At 70.4% G+C, this 18,699-nt stretch carries 15 protein-coding genes; 14 read left to right on the top strand and 1 reads right to left on the bottom strand.

Features of this window, described 5'->3' with window-relative positions; translation table 11 throughout:
* Positions 1 to 71: 71 nt before the first annotated feature.
* From POL25_RS30965 to hisB, 12 genes are all read left to right on the top strand, one after another.
* Positions 72 to 2,522 (top strand): tetratricopeptide repeat protein, encoded by a 2,451-nt coding sequence (locus tag POL25_RS30965; protein WP_272089872.1) that lies wholly within the window; start codon positions 72 to 74, stop codon positions 2,520 to 2,522.
* Entirely contained in the window at positions 2,519 to 6,010 is a 3,492-nt protein-coding gene (locus POL25_RS30970; protein ID WP_272089873.1) for a tetratricopeptide repeat protein, read from the top strand. The genes POL25_RS30965 and POL25_RS30970 overlap by 4 nt, the downstream gene beginning before the upstream one ends.
* A gap of 14 nt (positions 6,011 to 6,024) precedes the next feature.
* Positions 6,025 to 7,767, top strand: a complete 1,743-nt coding sequence (locus POL25_RS30975) for a tetratricopeptide repeat protein (RefSeq protein WP_272089874.1) — start codon at positions 6,025 to 6,027, stop codon at positions 7,765 to 7,767.
* A 278-nt stretch (positions 7,768 to 8,045) separates the two neighbouring features.
* Entirely contained in the window at positions 8,046 to 8,420 is a 375-nt protein-coding gene (locus POL25_RS30980; protein ID WP_272089875.1) for a hypothetical protein, read from the top strand.
* Between the two features lie 183 nt (positions 8,421 to 8,603).
* Positions 8,604 to 9,233 (top strand): MotA/TolQ/ExbB proton channel family protein, encoded by a 630-nt coding sequence (locus POL25_RS30985; RefSeq protein ID WP_267710833.1) that lies wholly within the window; start codon positions 8,604 to 8,606, stop codon positions 9,231 to 9,233.
* Positions 9,234 to 9,337: 104 nt separating this feature from the next.
* Positions 9,338 to 9,913 carry an ExbD/TolR family protein gene (locus tag POL25_RS30990; protein WP_272089876.1) on the top strand — a complete coding sequence of 192 codons (576 nt, stop codon included), beginning with the start codon at positions 9,338 to 9,340 and terminating at the stop codon, positions 9,911 to 9,913.
* Entirely contained in the window at positions 9,913 to 10,449 is a 537-nt protein-coding gene (locus POL25_RS30995; protein WP_272089877.1) for a biopolymer transporter ExbD, read from the top strand. Before POL25_RS30990 ends, POL25_RS30995 begins: the two co-directional genes overlap by 1 nt.
* Positions 10,450 to 10,697: 248 nt before the next feature.
* Complete coding sequence (locus tag POL25_RS44610) at positions 10,698 to 12,032, top strand: AgmX/PglI C-terminal domain-containing protein (RefSeq protein WP_272089878.1); 1,335 nt, start codon at positions 10,698 to 10,700, stop codon at positions 12,030 to 12,032.
* Positions 12,029 to 12,655, top strand: a complete 627-nt coding sequence (locus tag POL25_RS31005; protein WP_272089879.1) for a hypothetical protein — start codon at positions 12,029 to 12,031, stop codon at positions 12,653 to 12,655. Before POL25_RS44610 ends, POL25_RS31005 begins: the two co-directional genes overlap by 4 nt.
* A gap of 252 nt (positions 12,656 to 12,907) precedes the next feature.
* Positions 12,908 to 14,245: a TonB-dependent receptor gene (locus POL25_RS31010; RefSeq protein WP_272089880.1), complete on the top strand. Its 1,338-nt coding sequence runs from the start codon at positions 12,908 to 12,910 to the stop codon at positions 14,243 to 14,245.
* Positions 14,246 to 14,263: 18 nt separating this feature from the next.
* Positions 14,264 to 14,875, top strand: coding sequence for a polysaccharide biosynthesis/export family protein (locus POL25_RS31015; protein WP_272089881.1), 612 nt, complete (start codon positions 14,264 to 14,266; stop codon positions 14,873 to 14,875).
* 19 nt (positions 14,876 to 14,894) lie between these two features.
* Positions 14,895 to 15,488: an imidazoleglycerol-phosphate dehydratase HisB gene (gene hisB / locus POL25_RS31020; protein WP_272089882.1), complete on the top strand. Its 594-nt coding sequence runs from the start codon at positions 14,895 to 14,897 to the stop codon at positions 15,486 to 15,488.
* Between the two features lie 96 nt (positions 15,489 to 15,584).
* Here hisB and POL25_RS31025 read toward each other — a convergent pair whose 3' ends face one another.
* Complete coding sequence (locus tag POL25_RS31025; protein WP_272089883.1) at positions 15,585 to 16,115, bottom strand: hypothetical protein; 531 nt, start codon at positions 16,113 to 16,115, stop codon at positions 15,585 to 15,587.
* Between the two features lie 62 nt (positions 16,116 to 16,177).
* On the opposite strand from POL25_RS31025, the gene POL25_RS31030 reads away from it, so the two are divergent.
* Positions 16,178 to 17,803, top strand: coding sequence for an acyl-CoA carboxylase subunit beta (locus POL25_RS31030; protein ID WP_272089884.1), 1,626 nt, complete (start codon positions 16,178 to 16,180; stop codon positions 17,801 to 17,803).
* 456 nt (positions 17,804 to 18,259) lie between these two features.
* Positions 18,260 to 18,667, top strand: coding sequence for a tetratricopeptide repeat protein (locus POL25_RS31035; RefSeq protein WP_272089885.1), 408 nt, complete (start codon positions 18,260 to 18,262; stop codon positions 18,665 to 18,667).
* Positions 18,668 to 18,699: the final 32 nt, after the last annotated feature.

Raw genomic sequence — 18,699 nt, forward strand, 5'->3', positions numbered from 1 at the left:
TCGCACCTGTCCTTTCGCGCATGTCCCTCCAGCCATCCTGGTACGCCGCCCTCGCCCCTGTCTCTGGCGCCATGTCCTTTCGGACATCCGCGCACGCCGCCCTCGCCCCGCTCCCCGGCAACCTGTCCCTCGGGACATCCGCTCCGCTCTTCGCCCCGCTCCCCGGCAACCTGTCCCTCGGGACATCCGCTCCGCTGCCCGCCGCCCTGCGCGCGCCCGTGCTCGCCGCCCCCGGCCCGCGCGTCCCCGCGACGCCCGGCGAGCCGGTGGTGAGCGGCGACGCCGTCCGCCTCCTGAGCGACGCCGAGGACGCGATCAAGGCCGCCGAGCAGCTCACCGCCGCGGCCGCGACCCCGAGCCCCGCCGAGCTGGCCGAGCGCCTCGTCGCCGGCCAGGTCCAGCTCGAGGGCGGCGACGCCGAGGGCGCCGCGATCATCTTCCTCGACCTGCTGGAGAACGCCCCCGGCACCCCCGCGGCCGTCCAGGCCCGCTACTACCTCGGCGAGGCGCTGCTGCTCCTGCGCATGCGTCGGTGGGCCAGCGAGTGCTTCTCGCTGACCCTCGCCGACGCCAGCCCCGAGGCGCGCCGCCTCCATCAGCGCAGCGTCGCCCGCCTGCTCGAGCTCGCCGCGCCCGCCCGCGCCCGCGGCCACGCGCGCAAGCAAGGCCTGTCGGTCATGCCCGAGCTGCGCGCGCGCATGCAGTCGGTCGGCCTCGACGGCGACCGCGGCCCCGGCAGCGAGCTCAGCGCCCTCGACGTCACGCGCCTGCGCGGGTGGGTCGCCGCCGTCCCGACCGAGCAGCGGATCCCCGAGCTGCGCTACGCCTGGGGCCGCTTCCTGTTCCTCTCGAAGGAGTACGCCGAGGCCCTGACCGAGCTCGACGGCATGGTCCCGGCGGACCTGCCTCTCGGGACATCCGCGCCCGCCTGGCGCAGCCTGCTGCGCGCCGTGTACGTCGCCGGCGCCGCCGCGGCCGCGCTCGGCCGCCTCGACGACGCGATCGTGCGCTTCGACCGGATCGTCGCCACGCGCACCCTGCCCGGCCCGGCGGAGCAGGAGATCCGCGAGCTGGCGTGGATGGCCCGCGCGCGCGTCTTCCACGACCGCGGCGACTACGACGGCGCCCTGCTGTCGTACCGCTCGATCGGCCGCGCCTCGCCGCTGTACGCCTCGGCGCTCTACGAGATCGCGTGGACCCTGCTCCGCGCCGACCGCCACGAGGCCGCCCTCGCCGCGCTCGATCAGCTGCTGCGCGAGACCCCGCACAGCCCGGCCGCCGCCGAGGCCAAGTCGCTGCGCGGCAAGCTGCAGATCCGCCGCCGCAACTGGAAGGCCGCCGAGGACGAGTTCGCGGCCCTGCGCCGCCACTTCGACGACCAGTACAAGGCCGTCGCCCCGGCCCTCGCGGTCGGCAGCGACGCGCTCGACTACGTCGCCGCCGTCATCCGCTCCGACCCGCGCCACTTCGCCCTCGACACCCTCGTCCCGCGCGCCGCCATCCCGCTGGCGCGCAACCTGCCGCGCGCGGTGCAGGCCGAGCGCCTGGCCCGAGAGACAGGTGAGACCGAGCACCTGCTGCGCGAGACCCTGGCCCTGCTCGAGCGCATGGAGATCGCCGCGGCCTCGCCCGAGCGCGCGCTGCTGTTTACCGACCTCGGCGCCCACTGGCAGGCCCTCGACCGCGCCGGCCGCGACCTCGGCGAGGCCGGCGAGGCGCTGCTGCTCGCCGTCGGCCGCAGCCCGACCCGCGCCCTCACCGACATGCGCAGCGCCGTCGACGCTCTGTTCGAGCGGCCGTCCAAGCAGCTGCGCCGCGTCAGCGAAATGGGCGAACCGCTGGCCGACGCCCGCGCCGAGACCACCGCCGTGCGCGCGCGCCTCCACGGCCTCGAGTACATGCACCGCGAGTCGTCGCGCCGCGGCTCGCCCGACCCGTTCTTCCAGGAGGCCGCGGCCCTGCGCAGCGAGCTCGGCGCGCTCGAGGACAGCCTCGCCGACGCTCACCGCGGCCTGCAGACCGCCCGCGCCACCCTGCGCTTCACCGACCCGCTGCCCGGCACCCGCCGCGACGCCATCGCCGCCCACAACCTCGTCGTCGGCAACCTGTGGCCCGCCGGCGGCGGCGACGGCGTGCGCGAGCCGTGGCAACGTCGCCAGCGCCTCCTCATCCGCCTCGACGCCGCCCGCAAGCGCCTCGCCGCCGCCGCCCAGGCCCGCCTCGCCCGCGCCGTCGTCGTCCTGAAGGAAGAGCGCGACAACCTCGCCCGCTACCGCGACGAGCTCGAGGCCCTGCGCCCGCGCGCCGAGGTCACCGCCGCCGAGGCCGTGCACGCCGGCGTCCGCGACGTCGCCGCCGACCTCCGCTACTGGACGATCCGCGCCGACGTCGGCCTGCTCGACGTCGCCTGGGCCACCAAGGAAGCCGAGCTCGAGCAGGCCCGCGACCTCGAGCGCACCCGCGACCGCAGCCTCAAGAACATCGACCGCGCCGTCAACGAGGCGCTGGAGGACAGCGAGTGAAGCGCCTGTCCTTTCGGCCATGGCTGTTCGGACCTGCTCTTTGGGCCCTGTCCCTTGCGACAGCATCGCCCGCCGCCGCCCTGCCGCGCAGCGAGCTGCCGCCGCCGTCGGGCTGGCAGGGCATCCTCGGCGAGCCGGGCTCGGGCAGCGCGCGTGAGCCGACCGGCGCGGTCGACCGGCGCGCGCTGTCGGTCCCGCCGGCGCGCCTGCCGAAGACCGCCGAGGACGACAAGGCCCTCTCCGACCTCGAGGCGATCTTCGCCCGCTACCGCCGCGCCGCCGCCGTCGCCGCCGACACCCTGGCCGTCGTCACCGTGGTCGAGGCCGAGCGCGGCCGCGGCAAGCTGCAGAAGCAGCTCGACGGCCAGATCGCCGCCCACAAGGCCAAGGCCCTGCAGCTGCGCGAGGCCGCGATCGCCCGCTACGACGGCTTCCTCAAGCAGAACCCGTCCGACCCGAGCTGGACCCCCGAGATCCTGTTCCGCCTGGCCGAGCTCCACTTCGAGTCCGACAACGAGCGATACGCACGCGCCGAGTCCGACTACGAAAAGGCGCTGCTCGCCTTCGAGGACCGCAAAGACAAGAAGCCACCTCCACGGCCCTCCGGGCCTGGTGCCGACGTCCCGCCCGACCCGCCGAAGGTCGACTACGCCAGGAGCGTCGCCCTGCTGCACGACCTCAACGCCCGCTTCCCGTCCTACGTCCACGCCGACGCCGCCCTGTACTTGATGGCCGTCCTGCGCTTCGAAGAGGAGCGGTTCGACGAGAGCCGGCAGACCATGCTCGCGCTGGTGTGCGCCGACCGCTACGCCGTGCCCGGCCCCGACGGCAGCGGCGTCGTCCCGGCCAAGAACTTCCGCGCCGGCGACTACAACGGCTGCAACCCGCGCAAGCCGGGCAGCAAGTACATCGCCGAGACCTGGCTGCGGATCGGCGAGCTCCACTACGACCTCGACGAGATGCGGCCCGCGCTCGAGGCTTACACCGAGGCCGCGCGCGACACCGGCGGCCCTTACTTCGACGAGGCGACCATCCGGATCGCCTGGACCCTCTATCTTCAGCGCGATTTCCCCGGCGCCGCCGCCCGCCTCGACGAGTACGTGCGCCTGGCCGAGAGCATGAAGGCCGCCGGCGACGACTCGGCGATGGCCCTGCGCGACGACGCCATCCGCTACATCGCCAAGTGTTACATCGAGGACGACTGGGACCTCGACGGCAACCCCGACCCCGCGATCGGCTTCGCCCGCCTCGAGCGCGACTACAAGGCCCGCGGCGGCGAGAAGCACGTCGCCGAGATCTACGCCGCGCTCGGCGACCTCTACGCCTTCCAGACCGACTTCAAGCTCGCCATCAAGATCTGGGACGCCGCCCTCGCCCGCTGGCCGACCGCCGCCGCCGCCCCGCTGCTGCAGAAGAAGATCCTCGACGCCCAGGTCGCGCTCGGCGACAAGAACGGGGCTCGCAACGCCCGCGACGCCCTCGCCAACAACTTCTTGCGCGGCACCCCGTGGTTCTACGCCAACGAGGCCGACACCGAGGCGATCGACGCGGCGATGAAGCTCGTCGAGGAGGCGCTGGTCGCCAGCGCCGTCGAGCGCCACGCCTACGCCCAGAGCTTGCGGGCCGCCGGCGACCCGCGGGCCGAGGAGGAGTACAAGAAGGCCGCGGCCGCCTACGCCGCCTACCTCCTGCGCTACCCCGACACCCCGTCCTCGTACCAATACCGCTACGACTACGCCGAGAGCCTCTATTACTCCGGCCAGTTCCTCGAGGCCGCGCGCGAGTACATCATCGTGCGCGACAGCAACACCGCCGCCAGCCGCCAGATCGACGCCGCCGAGGGCGTGGTGTTCTCGCTCGAGGACTTCGTCGACGCCGAGCAGAAGGCCGGCAAGCTGACCCTGCCGGACCTGCCGAAGCAGGACGTCGCCAAGCCGCCCTTCGACCCCAAGCCGATCCCCGAGGCCCTGGTCGCGCTGCAGGCCGCCTACGACAAGCTGGTCGCCATCAAGCCCGACGCCAAGGCCGCCGGCAGCCTGGCCTTCAAGTCAGGCGCGATCAGCCAGCGCTACATGCACTGGGACGAGGCCGAGACCCGCTTCACCCGCGTCATCGACGACTACTGCGGCGAGAACGTCGCCATCAACGCCGGCTTCTCGATCATCGACGGCAAGGTCATCCGCGGCGACCTCAAGGCCGCGCAGGAGTGGACCGAGAAGCTGCTGCAGAAGGGCTGCGGCGACGCCGAGCAGAGCGAGAAGTTCGCCGGCGACCTCAAGACCCTCGGCAACGCGGTCCGCTTCAAGGAGGCCAACCAGCTGTTCGAGGCCGGCGAGTTCGAGGCCGCCGCCGACCGCTACACCGCGCTCGTCGACCAGGCCCCGAAGGACCCCAACGCCGACCGCGCGCTCAACAACGCCGCCGTCGCCTACGAGAAGATCGGCCGCTTCGGCAGCGCCTCCAAGACCTACGAGCGCATCTACAAGCAGTACCCGGACAGCGAGTTCGCCGACGACGCCCTGCTGCGCTCGGGCCTCAACCACGTCCGCTTCTTCGAGTTCGACGACGCCGTCGCCAGCTACCTCGTGCTGGCCCAGGACGAGCGCTACAAGGACTCCGAGCACCGCCTGCTCGCGCTCAAGAACGCCGCCGACCTGCTCGACAACCTCCAGCAGTACAAGAAATCGTCGGACCTGTTCGTCCGCTACGCCGCCAAGACCACCGACCCCAAGGAGGCCGCGGACGCCAGCTTCCGCGCCGCCTCGGTGCTCGGCAAGACCGACGACCACAAGGCCGCCGAGACCGCCTTCGCCGCCTTCCTCGCCAAGTTCGGCGCCGACCCGACGCAGGCCGCCAAGTCGGTCGAGGCCCACCTGCGGATCGGCGAGGCCCGCTCCGCTCGCGGCGACCGCAAGGGCGCCGAGACGGCCTACCGCGAGTGCGTCGCGCTCTACACCGCCCGCGGCCTGCAGGCCGCCAGCGACGCCGCCGACTTCCCGTCCGAGGCCCAGTTCCTGCTCTCCGAGTTCAGCCTGTCCGACCTGCTCGATTTTAAGCTGACCGGCACCGGCAAGAAGTTCGCAGACAGCGCCAAGGTCCTGTTCGACAAGGTCGTCGCGGCCAGCAAGTCCTACGACTCCGTGTTCCCCTACCGCCGGATCGAGTGGGTGCTGGCGGCGATGTTCCGCCGCGGCTACGCCTTCGAGGTGACCGCGATCAAGATCCGCGAGGCCCCGGTCCCGCGCGAGCTCAAGGAGTACAGCGAGCCCTGGTTCGCCTACAAGGACATCGTCGAGACCGAGGCGGGCAAGTTCGAGGCCAAGGCGATCCAGCTGTACGAGGAGACGATCAAGCGCGGCAAGGAGTACGGCGTCGCCAGCGAGTGGACCAAAAAGGCCCTCGAGCGCATGAACATCTACAAGCCCGACCAGTACCCGCTGCTGCACGACGCCGCCGTCGACCTGCAGGTGGAGGACCGGCGCCGATGACTGTGCTTCGGGACATGTCCGTTCGCACCTGTCTCTTGGGACTTTTGCTCGTCCTCGCGTGCGACAAGCCGGCCGGCGAGTCGACCCCGCCGGGCAAGACCGCCGCCGCCGAGCCCGACGCCAATTGGAAGCCCGAGGCCGTCGAAAAGCCCGCCGAGCCCGCCGCGAGCGACAAGCCCGCGGCCAAGAAGAACCGCGACCGCGACCCCGAGGAGGAGCGGCGCAAGCTGGCGGCCTCGCACCAGCAGAGCCAGCAGGCCGGCCAGTCGCTGCGCCAGGGCGACCTCTCCCGCGCGCTCGACCTCTCGCGCGAGGCCCTGCGGATCCACGAGCAGAACGTCGACGCCATGCTCGTCATGGCCGAGGCCTTCCTCAAGCAGGGCAAGCACGAGCTGACCCAGACCGTCACCAGCTCGGCGCTCGCCGTCGACGCCAAGGTCATCACCCCCGAGGAGACCTCGCGCGCCTACAACCTCAAGGGCTTCGCCTACCTCGCCGCCGACAAGCCGACGCTCGCCACCCAGTCGTTCCGCAAGGCCGCCGAGACCGACGCCGGCAACGCCACCGCGTGGAACAACCTCGGCGCGCAGTACCTCCGCACCGGCAACTTCAAGACCGCCAGCGAGTGCTTCATCTACGCGCTGAAGCTCGACCCCAACTTCTTCAAGGCCCACCTCAACCACGGCAGCGCGCTGCGGGCTCTGGGTGACGTCGTCGGCGCCGAGAAGGCCTACCAGGCCGCGCTGCGCCTGCGCGCCGACTACCCTGACGCCCACTTCGACCTCGGCGTGCTCTACCTCGACGCACCCGAGTTCCCCGGCCTCGACATCACGACCCGCCTGCAGCGCGCGCTGATCCACTTCGGCAAGTACCGCGACCTCGCCCTCGCCAGCGGCGGCGGCGCGGCCAAGGGAGATCGCTTCACCGATCTCAAACGCGACACCGGCGCCAACAAACCCCGCACGGCCCCGGGCAAGGAGTCGGTCAGCGTCGCCCAGGCCGACCTCTACATCGACCTTGCCAAGAAAGGCCTCGAGCGCGAAAAGCGGCGCCTGGAGCGCGAGGGCAAGTCGCCACCTGTCTCGAAGGACAGCCCGGCCGCCCCCGGCACCGCGACCTCACCTGGCCCCAAGGACAGCCTGCCGGCCGCGGCCACGCCCGCCGCAGCCTCGACTGCACCTGGCCCCAAGGACAGCTCGCCGACGAAGCCCGGCGAGCCCCCGGCCGCGACCAATCCGACTCCGGGCAGCCCGGCCGGCTCGCCCAAGCCAGGCGCCTCCACCCCCGCCGCCAGCCCGCCGACCGCCGGCTCGCCCACGGCCGCCAAGCCCGGTGCCTCGGCCCCGCCGACGGCCACGACCCCGCCGCCCGCCGGCCCCGGCAGCTCCGGACCCGCCGCCACCCCTCCGGCCGCCAGTTCGCCCGCCACCACCCCGCCGGCCACCGCCAAGCCCGGCGCCCCGCCGCCGGCCACCGCCAAGCCCGGCACGCCGCCGCCGGCCACCGCCAAGCCTGGCACGCCGCCGCCCGGCAATGCGCCCCCGGCCACCCCGCCGGCCGCCAGCGCGCCCTCGGCCACCCCGCCACCGACCGCCAAGCCGGGCGGGACCGCTCCCCCGCCGACCGCGACCGCCAAGCCTGGCGAAGCCCCTCCCACGGCGAAGCCCGGGGCTCCGCCGCCGTCGGCCCAGAAGCCCGGAAGTGCGGCGTCGCCCACCCAGAAGCCGGGCGGCAATGGGGGCGCGAGCGCCCCATGAGAAAATCGGCCGGAGTGATCTCCGCCATCCGGAAAAAATTCGCGAACCGGTGTCGCCGATCGAGACCGCCGCTCCACCCCGCCCGTTTGGCCTCCACCGTGGCGACGGAACTCCGCAGCGAGACGATGGCTGGCGAATCGGGGCGCCCTGCGCGATCGGTCGCCGCTTCGTCGGTCCGCCGCGGCCCCGTCCTTCATCCCCGCAGCGGTCGACCGACCGGGGGCTCGCCACCAACTCGTTGGTGGAATTCTCCGCGGCGTTCACTGTATAACGCGGTCGTGCTCCGCTCACACCGTTCTGTCGCCGTCCGCCCGCTCCCGGGCCTGGGCCGCGCGCGGATGTGGCAGCTGCTCGTGTTCCTGATCGTGCTCGCGCCCGTCACGGCCCCGGCCCTGGCGCTCGCAGCCCCGCCGCCGGCGCCCGCATCAGGGTCGGGCACCAAGGCGGCCAAGACCTCGACCCGGGCTCCCGAGCCCACCCCCGGCGGCAAGAAGGTGATCTCGCTCGACGACGAGTTCCTCGTCGAGGGCCAGTTGGAGAAGCCGAGTGCGTTCTACGTGCTGCGGCGCTCGTCCACGGATTACGACTGGGCGCGTCTCGACGCGACCATGACTCCGCTGGTGCTTGAAAGTGTCTGGGATCCTTTGTTCTAATGGACCCTGAAAAAGCTTCAGGTGCCTGAAGGCCTGAGAAGACAACGCGGGTCGGGCGCTCTCCGCGCGCGAAAGCTCCCGCACCCGAGTCCGAACCCACAACAACCACCACAGCCGGGACGAACCCGGTCCACGAGCGACACATCGGGATCACACCCCGGTCTCTGAGGAGGATAAGCGGCCATGGATTTTGCGCAGTTTTACCAGGAAGGCGGCGTCTGGATGCACCCGATCGCCGTGTGCGCCGTGCTCGGTGCCGGCGTCATGATCGAGCGCTTCATTTTCTTGTTCTTCCGCTTCAACATCAACGGCGCTCAGTTCTTCAACCAGATCCAGAAGCTGGTGATGGCGAACAACATCGACCGCGCCATCAAGCTGTGCAACGCCGCTGACAAGGCTGCGCTCGCCCGCGTGATGAAGGCCGGTCTGACCCGCGCCAACAAGAGCGAGGCGGACATCGCCGCGGCGATCGAGGAGGCGATGCTCGAGGTTTCGCCGGCGATCACCAAGCGCATCTCGATGATCGCGGCCGTCGCGAACATCGCCACGCTGCTCGGTCTGCTCGGGACGATCTTCGGCATGATCGACGCCTTCACTGCGGTGGCCGTGGCGGCCGCCGACCAGCGGTCGCAGGCGCTCGCGAAGGGCATCTCGATCGCCATCAACACCACGGGCTTCGGCCTCATGGTGGCGATCCCGCTGCTCTCGGCGCAGGTCTTCATCCAGGGCCTGGCCAAGAAGATCGCCGACGAGGTCGACCTCTACGCGGTCAAGCTCGAGAACCTCCTCGCCGCGCGGGTGCGTCAGGGGTAAGGCGGTCCGGCTCGAAGCCTGTTCACGAGGACATGTCCTTCAAGACAGACCCAGGGCCGACCGCAGACCAACTCTCCACCCGAGCGAAAGAAAGGAGGTGAACGATGCCCCGTAAGAAGATGGAGGAAGAGGAGATTGAGGCGAACCTCTTGCCGGTCATGAACGTGATGTTCTTGATGATCCCGGCGCTGCTGATGGCGATGGAATTCGCCCAGATGGCCTCGATCAACGTCTCGCCGCCGAAGTTCGCGGCTGCTGCTCAGCAGAAGGACGAGGAGCAGAAGAAGGACGAGAAGCCGCTCAACCTCAAGGTCTTCGTCATGGAGGACGGCTTCCGCGTCAGCGCGGATGGTCAGCAGGAGGGCGCCGAGGCCGGCAAGTCGCAAGACTCCAAGGCCCCGACGATCGGCCTCGCCAAGCAGGGCGCGCCGCTCAACGACTACGAGCGTTACGACTACGCCCAGCTCGAGGCCAAGGCCAAGGGCTACAAGCAGCTGTTCCCGAACGAGGCGGTGGTCACGGTGAGCGCCGAGGCCAACATCCCGATGCAGTCCATCATCATGACGATGGACGCCCTGGCGGGCACCAAGTGCAAGCTCGCCAAGGCCCTCAAGGGCGGCGAGAAGATCCCCGACGATTGCTACTTCTGGCAGCCGATCGTGGAAGGGGGTGCGAGCTGATGACCCCCGAACAAGAGGCGTTCATCGCCAGGAAGAAGGAGAAGGCCGCAGCTCGCCGGGCCAAGCCGGAAGAGAAGGCCAACCTCGGCATCACCTCGCTGATGGACATCGTGTCCATCCTCGTGGTGTACCTGCTGAAGAGCTACGCGTCCGACCCGGTCGTCATCAACCCGACCGCGGGCCAGAAGATCCCGATGTCCTATGCCGACGCGCCGATCCAGGACGGCATCCCGGTCTTCGTCACCACCCGCGGCATCACGTTCGACAGCAAGAAGATCGTGACGATGACGCCCGACGGCGACATCGACCCGTCCCAGGTGCAGAACCACCTGATCGGGCCGCTGTACGACCAGCTCGCCGAAGAGGTCGACAAGGCCAAGCAGCTGGCCGAGCGCCAGGGCAAGCCGTGGAACTCGCGGATCATCCTGGTCGGAGACTCGGATCTCAAGTTCAGCGTCCTCGTCGATGTCATGTACACGACGGGTCGCGCCGAGTTCGCCGAGTACTCGTTCTGCGTGATCAAGAAGAGCGGCTGAGCGCAGGAACACACGACGAGGGTCGGCAGCTCTTCGGAGCCGCCGGCCCTTCGTTTTTTGCTCGCGGAGCGCCCCGCGTAGCCGTTTGGCCGCCGCCCCTGAAATCCGTCAGCGCCGCGCAGCGAACTCCCGGCGACCTCGCTCGCATGGTGTTCCGAGCTGTCTTGTCCCCAGGTCCGATCGCGCAGGGACCCGGGAAAATTGGCGCGTGCACCACAAATCAACTACATCCGCTAAACTTCCTTCGCGTGGTAGCCCGGTCCAAGGTCCTGCGGATCGCCTCGATCATCGACGGCTTGGTCTGCGACGAGCTGCATCAGAGCGCAGCCGAGGCGGTGACCGCCGGCACCGACGTCGACAATCAGCTGCTGTGCTTCGGCCCCGCGGTGCCGAAGAGCCACGTCCTCTTCGTCGTGCAAGAGGGCCGCTACGTGCTCGACCTGCCGCCGCGCGTCGGCGGCCAGCTCGTCACGCGTGGGCGCTCGGTCAACCTGAATCAGCTGTGGCGCAAGCAGCTGCAGTCCGACCCGCAGGCTCGCAGCCTGCGGGTGACGCTCGACCCGAGCACGCGCGGCAAGCTCGACGTCGGCGAGACCACCCTGCTGTTTCAGTTCGCGGCGCCGGTCCCGGTCCCGCCCAAGCCGCCGTTCCCGGCCGAGTTCAAGGCGCGTCCGTCCAACATGTGGACGCGCTCCGACCTGACGACGCTGACGGTCGCGTTCTTGATGTTCGGGCCTTACTTCATCTGGGCCTCGAACAAGCACATCGACTACACCATCGAGCCCGAGATCGACGAGCGCTTCTTGCGGGTGATGCAGCTCGACAAGCCCAAGAAGAAGGAGCCCGAGGAAGAGAAGCTGAACGACGACGAGGAGGTGCTCGCCAAGGAGGACGAGAAGCTGACGCCGAAGCCGGACAAGGTGATCGACAAGCCCGTGCTGACGCAGAAGACCTACTCCAAGGAGTCGATGGACAAGGCGCGCGGCGTCGGCATCGCCCGCGTGCTCGGCACCTACGGCGGCGACGGACCCGGCACCGTGTTCGACGTCATCCAGGGCACCGAGAACAACCTCGGCGAGCTGTTCGCCGCCGGCATGACGGCCACCGTCCTGCCTGACGGCACCGTCGTCAGCCCCTACGTCCCCGGCGGTGAGGGCATCAGCGCGCAGGGGGCGATCGTCGGCACCAAGGGCTTCGAGGCCCAGGGCCCGGAGCTCGCCGAGCTCGAAAAGAAGGAGCGGAAGATCAACTCCTCCGTGAAGAGCTCCGGCGCCGATGTCTACGGCGACGCCGACAAGAAGGCCGTGCAAGCCACGATCCGCCAGCGCACCGGCGCGCTTCAGGCTTGTTATAACAAGGCGTTGCAGACCAACCCTGGCCTGGCTGGCAAGATCTCCTACACGATCACCATCAGCGTCATGGGCACCGTCACCGACGTCCGCATCAATGACGACACCCTCCAGGACGGTGGTGTACAGACGTGCACTGTCGCCAAGCTCAAGGGGTGGCGGTTCCCCACCACGCCAGGGGCCGAGCAGGCTTCGGACGTGACCTTCTCCGTGGTATTTTCTGGAGGGTCATGAGCACGTTTTCCAAGCGCGTCGTCCTTGCCTGGGGGTCCGCCACGCTGCTCGCGGCCAGCCCCGTCGGAGCAGCTCCTTCGACCAGCCCGGCACCTGCGCCCGCGTCGCCCGACGCGGGCGTCGCTGCATCTGGGCCTGCCGCCGACGCCGCCGCTCCCGACGCTGCCGCCGCCGCCCCGGCGCCGCTCGCCGCCGCCGCAGTCGGCAGCTCTCGCGGCAGCATCGAGCGCGGCATGACCGAACTCGGCACGCTCCTCACCCGCGCCCGGCAAAGCGGCGACATGGGTCGGACTGCGTGCGTCCAGGACAAGCACGACCGCGCCGAGATCGTGCTCGAGGTTGCGACCGGCGAGCTCTTGGTCTTGCAAGATTCGTCGGCCGATGGGCAGAGCCGCGCCTTTGCCGGCGAGAAATTGGGCGAGGCCGCCGAGCGAATCTCCGGCCTCGTCGGCCAGGCCAGGGCGTGTCAGGGCGATCAGGAGCAGAAGCGCAGCGACGCCCAGAACACCGCCAATCAGCCGAAGACGGTCATCCCCACCGACCCCACGTCGACCAGCGCCGGTGTCCAGCGATTGCCGCCGCGCATCGACCCGCGCCCGCCCGTCGCCAGCCCCGTGATTTGACCTCGCTGCGTCGGACCTCGCCGTCGGTTTTTGGCCGGGCGGACTGGCCACACGCGCGTCGGTCTGTCTCGTCGGGCGCTCCCCCGCAGCGGACAAGCCACACGGCGCTCGCGGTTCGGACTTGGCGCTCACAATTCTCGCCTCCGGGCTGAGATTCGCTAGGCTGTAGCCTCTCGCCTTCCCTTGCGCCGACTTAACCAGCCAGCCCCCCGGTGGGCTCTCCGCGGCCTCGTCGTCGCGGCGACGATCTGCATGGCCCTCTCGATCCGTCCCGCGCGCGCGGCCGGGGGGAACGCCACTGGCAGCCTGATCGGCAGCGTGCCGCGGACCGAGGACGGCGCGGGCATCAAGCTCGGCCCGCGATCGACGTTCCACCCCGGCTTCGCGCTGATGGTCGGCGGCGACAGCAACGTGTTCTGGAACCGCCGCGGCGACCACGGCGGCATTCGGCCTGCCGCCCTCGTCATGCCGGTCGCATGGCTCGGCATCGGCAACCGCGAGGTCCGCGACGGCGTGCTGCAGAGCGAGGTCGAGGCGCAGCAAGATCGCAAGATCGACTACAACATCCGCGTCACCGCCGGCTACCGCGCCTTCATGGCCCGCGCCGAGGAGATTCGTCGCCTCCCCCGCTTCAGCGTCGATCTCAACGCGCACCTCGTGATCGCCCCCGGGCGGCGCTTCAGCTTCAACATCACCGAGTTCTTCTCGCGCTTCGCCGACCCGCGCAACTACGACGCCGGCGTCGGCTACAACTACAACCGCATCGACCACCGGCTCTCGCTCGGCTTCATCTATCGCCCGGGCGGCGGCCGCTTCAGCATCGGCGCCAACTACCTCAACGAGGTGTTGTTCTTCGAGGCCCCCGACGTCTACAGCGGCGACCGCTACATCCACGGCGCCGCCGCCGAGGTCAAGTGGCGCATCGCCCCGCGCTCGGCGCTGCTCGTCAACTACTCGTTCGCCCACTCGTATTACTTCAGCTGCAACGCCAACACCGATCCCGACTGCAACGAGGACAACAACGCCCACCGCGTCTACCTCGGCTTTCGCGGCCAGATCGCCAGGCGCTGGACCCTCGACGCCATGGCCGGTTACGGCGCCGGCCTCTACTACGACGACGAGAACGGCCCCAACTTCCGCGGCTTCATCGGCGGCCTCCGGGCGGCCTACTACCCGACCCTGCGCACCCAGTTCTTCGCCCAGATCGATCGCCAGTTCAGCGACTCGCTGTTCGGCAACTACTTCCACGACATCGCCGGCCGGATCGGCGGCCAGCACACCTTCCGCTGGAAGATGTACGCCGAGCTGAACTTCTCCGTCGTCGGTCGTCGCTACGCCGGCCTGCCGATCCCCGGGCGAGAGACCCGCATCCAGTCGTACGAGAACGCCCCCGGGTTCGTCCGCTCCGACACCCTCTTCGCCATCGGCGCCAGGGTGGAGCAGCCCTTCGGCCGCCTGTTCGTCGTCGGCGTCCGCTACGACATGATCGTCGACCGCACCGACTTCATCGCCCACTACGCCGGCGGTTTGACCGACTTCGGCGGCTTCTCCAAGCATATTGCCATGGTCCTCGGCGCCGTGAGATTCTAGCGGCTGCGGCGTCTGCTCATGCCCGCACCTCCACGCAGCGGCCTCTCCTGGCTCGGCTCCGGCCTCGTTCTCTTGCTGTCCTTCGGGACAGCTTGTGATCGCCCGGTCCGCACCCATGCCCCGGTGATCGCCCCGAGCGCCGGCCTGCGCCCGGGCGACGAGCTCGACATCCGCGTGTTCGACGAGGACCGCTTCAACGGCACCTACGCGGTCGCCGAGGACGGCACGATCGATTTCCCGATGGTCGGCGGCGTCGCGGTCACCGGCCTCACCAAGGACGAGGTCGCCCGTCACATCGAGACCAAGCTCGCCGATGGTTACCTCAACCATCCGCACGTCGTGGTCCAGATCAAGGAGCGCGGCAACCGGGAGATCAGCATCCTCGGCCAGGTCAACGAGGCCGGCTCGCTCGGCTGGCGCGACGGCCTCACGCTCGTGCAGGCCGTCTCGCTGGCTGGCGGCCTGACCCCCTTCGCCGCCCCTGCGCGCGTCAAGCTGACCCGCCGCACCGGCCGCGGCGAAGAGACCGTGACCTTCGAGATCTCCCTCTCGGCGATCGTCGACGGCCGCGCCGAGGACCTGGTCTTACGGCCAGGTGACATCGTGTTCGTGCCTGAGACCCGGATGTAAGCGAGGCCCCGTGAACCCTGTGCGCACCGCCCGTGTCGAGCGAGCCACCCGCGAGACCCAGATCACCGTCGATCTGACCCTCCCGTGCGACGGGCCCGCGCACCACAACATCGACACCCCGGTGCCGTTCCTCTCGCACATGCTCGAGGCGCTCGCGCGTCACGGCGCGATGCAGCTCGAGGTCCTGGCCCGCGGCGACACCCACATCGACGACCACCACACCGTCGAGGACATCGGCCTCGTGCTCGGCAGCGCGTTCGACCGGGCTCTCGGCCCGCGGCTCGGCATCTTCCGCTACGGCCACTTCTCGCTGTGCATGGACGAGGTCCTGGTCGACGTCGCCCTCGACCTCGGCGGCCGCCCCTACCTCGTCTACGACCTGCCGGGCGTGGCCGGCAAGCGCGTCGGCAGCTTCGACTGCGACCTCGTGCGCGAGTTCTTCCAGGCCTTCGCCGTCCAGGCGCGAATGAACCTGCATGTCCATCAGCGCGAAGGTGGCAACGCCCACCACCTCGTCGAGGCCAGCTTCAAGGGCCTCGCCCGCGCGCTGCGTCAGGCCTGCGCCCCCGATCCATACGTCGGCGTGCCCTCGACCAAGGGCACGCTCGGCTGACGCAGCTGCCACTCGCTCGGCGGGCGCGCGCTCACCCGGTCGCGTCCTCGCAACCATCGCCGCGGCGCGGATGACCCGCGGCCGCAGCACGCCCCGTTAATTCTTGCTCATCTGCGTCTTCTTGCTGCGGGCCTCGCCCTTCTTCTCGAACCCTGCCGCCAGGCAATCGCCGGGTGAGCCCGCCTTGGCGCAGGCGTCGGTCAGCGCCGCCTTGCAGGCCTCTTCGCTGCTGACCGCGGAGGACGCCTCGCCGTCGACCATCGGCGCGATCGCCACCAGCGTCAGCGTCGTCGAGTGGGCCGTCGGACCGCCGCCGCTGGCCGACATCGACGACTTCGTCATCGACCACTTCGACTCGTCGCGGCAGGAAGGGCGCTCGGCCTCCGGCAGCTTGGCGCACACGTCCGTCCACGCCGCCTCGTCGGCCTTGGCCGGGTCCTCGCCGTTGCCCTTGCCCGAGAACTCGCTGGCCTTGTTCGCCACCTGAATGCTGCAGCGGTACTCCGTCTTCGGGCCCTGCGGCTGGCTCGGCGCCGGCTCGCTGCCGCTGCCGCCGCCGCAGGCCGCGAGGCAGGCCGCCAGCCCCAGCACGGGCGCCATCGGGGTGCTCTTGCGCTCTTCTCGCATGCTGCGCCCATAGCACATCTGCGCGCGAGCCCGCCGCGATTCCTGCTATTTTCCGCCCCGTCATGTCCGACGCACCCAAGCGCCCGAGCACTCCCGACCCGCGCGCAGCCCTCGAACAACGCGAGCGGCTCGCCGACAGCTACGCCGGTCCGAACCTCGTGGCCGGCGGCGAAAAGGACCTCGCGGTGGCCGAGAAGGGCGCCGCCACGGCCGTCGAGCGCTTGCACAAGAGCGGCCGTCAGACCGCCCACGAGCGCATCGAGCTGCTCCTCGACCCCGGCAGCTTCGTCGAGCTCGACCGCTTCGTCACCCACCAGTGCCCCGACTTCGACATGCCGGGCAAGAAGGTCTACGGCGACGGCGTCGTCACCGGCCACGGCACCGTCGAGGGCCGCCCGGTGTTCGTGTTCGCCCAGCAGGCACCTGTCTTTGGGGGCAGCCTCGGCTGGGCCCACGCCATGAAGATCTGCAAGGTCATGGACATGGCCACCACCGTCGGCGCGCCGGTCATCGGCCTCAACGACAGCGGCGGCGCGCGGATCCAGGAGGGCGTCGCCTCGCTGGCCGGCTACGCCGAGATCTTCAAGCGCAACGTGCTCGCGTCGGGCGTGGTCCCGCAGCTGTCGCTCATCCTCGGCCCGTGCGCCGGCGGGGCCGTGTACTCGCCCGCGCTCACCGACCTCGTCCTCATGGTCGAGGAGAGCTCGTACATGTTCATCACCGGGCCCGACGTCATCAAGACCGTCACCCACGAAGAGGTCACCAAGGAGGCGCTCGGCGGCGCCGCCACGCACAACGAGAAGAGCGGCGTGGCCCACTTCGCCTGCCCGAGCGAGGCCGCCGCCGCCGCGATGACGCGCGAGCTGCTCGGCTACCTGCCCTCCAACAACATGGAGGACCCGCCGCACCGCCCGACCACCGACGACCCGGCCCGCGCCACCCCCGAGCTGGCCGACTTCGTCCCCGTCGACGCCTCGCGCCCCTACGACATCCGCACCATCATCCGCGCCGTCGCCGACGACGGCGCCTTCCTCGAGGTGCAGGAGCACTTCGCCCGCAACATGGTGATCGGCTTCTGCCGCATCGACGGCCGCAGCGTCGGCGTCGTCGCCAACCAGCCGCTCGTGCTCGCCGGCTGCCTCGACATCAACGCGTCGATCAAGGCGGCCCGGTTCGTCCGCATGTGCGACGCCTTCAACATCCCGCTGTGGACCCTCGTCGACGTCCCAGGCTTCCTGCCCGGCACCGACCAGGAGTTCGGCGGCATCATCCGCCACGGCGCCAAGCTGCTCTACGCGTTCGTCGAGGCGACCGTCCCCAAGGTCACCCTCGTCACCCGCAAGGCCTACGGCGGCGCCTACGACGTCATGGCGAGCAAGCACATCCGCGCCGACGTGAACCTCGCCTACCCGACCGCCGAGATCGCCGTCATGGGCGCCGAGGGGGCCGTCAACATCATCTACCGCCGCGACCTCGTCGAGGCCAAGAACCCCGCGGCCCAGCGCACCGAGCTGCTGAACAACTACCGCGACCTGTTCGCCAACCCGTACAAGGCCGCCGAGCTCGGCTTCATCGACCAGGTGATCCTGCCCGAGGACACCCGCCGCCACGTCTCCCGCGCCTTCGCCCTGCTGAAGAACAAGCGCCAGGAGAACCCGCGCCGCAAGCACGGCAACATCCCGCTGTGAATCGCACCGCCTGTCCCCAGGGACAGGCTCACCGCGAGCACCGTGCCCGCGCAACTCGGGGCGGGCTCGCCCGCGCGAACGACGAGCGCATCGTGCGTCGCGGCCTCCGAGCGAGCCGCCTCGGCCCGCGTGGCCATCGAGCGCATCCTGATCGCCCCGCATCGCGCAAGGCGCTCGCCTCGGCCCACGCAGACGCCGATCGCGTCGCTGCCCGTGACCCGCGAGCGCATCACGCGACCGCGCCACGCGCGTCGGCAGGGGATCGTCCTGCGCGCGCTCGCCCGACCCTCCATAGCGACTCGCCGAGCAGCACCCGCGCCAAGGCTCGCGCCCCCGCGAGCGAGCGAGCGCGCCAATCGTGCCCACGAGGCCGCCCCGGGCCAAGCGCCGCTCGCGTCCACGGCCACCTGCCCGGGCCTGAACCCGCGTCGCCGCAAAATGTGTCAAGCTCTCCGCATGTCCCCGCCCCGCGCCGTCCTCGCCCTCGCGCTCGTCAGCGCGTGCGCACAGGCCGGCCCGAGCTCGCGGACCCTGCACTACATCGACAAGACCCTCGTCACCAGCGCCCCGGTCGACCACCGCGCCTACGGGGCGTACATGCAGGCCCGGATCGCCCTCGCCGCCGAGCCGCCCGACCTGGCCCGCGCGCTGCAGCAGATCGACCTCGCGCTCCGCTACGACCGCGACGACCCGCACCTCTGGACGACGCGCGGGGAGATCGAGCTCCGCCTCGGCGACGTCGAAGCCGCCCGCCGCAGCAGCGCCCGCGCCCTCGCGTACGGCCCCAAGTATCCGCCCGCGCTCCAGCTCGCCGCCGATCTCCAGCTCCCCGGCGGCCGCCAGGTCGCCGAAGCCCGCCGCTAGTCTTCTTCCCCGTTCTTAAAAGGAAGAGACAT

The organism is Nannocystis bainbridge, assembly GCF_028368995.1.
Taxonomy (GTDB): Bacteria; Myxococcota_A; Polyangia; order Nannocystales; family Nannocystaceae; genus Nannocystis; species Nannocystis bainbridge.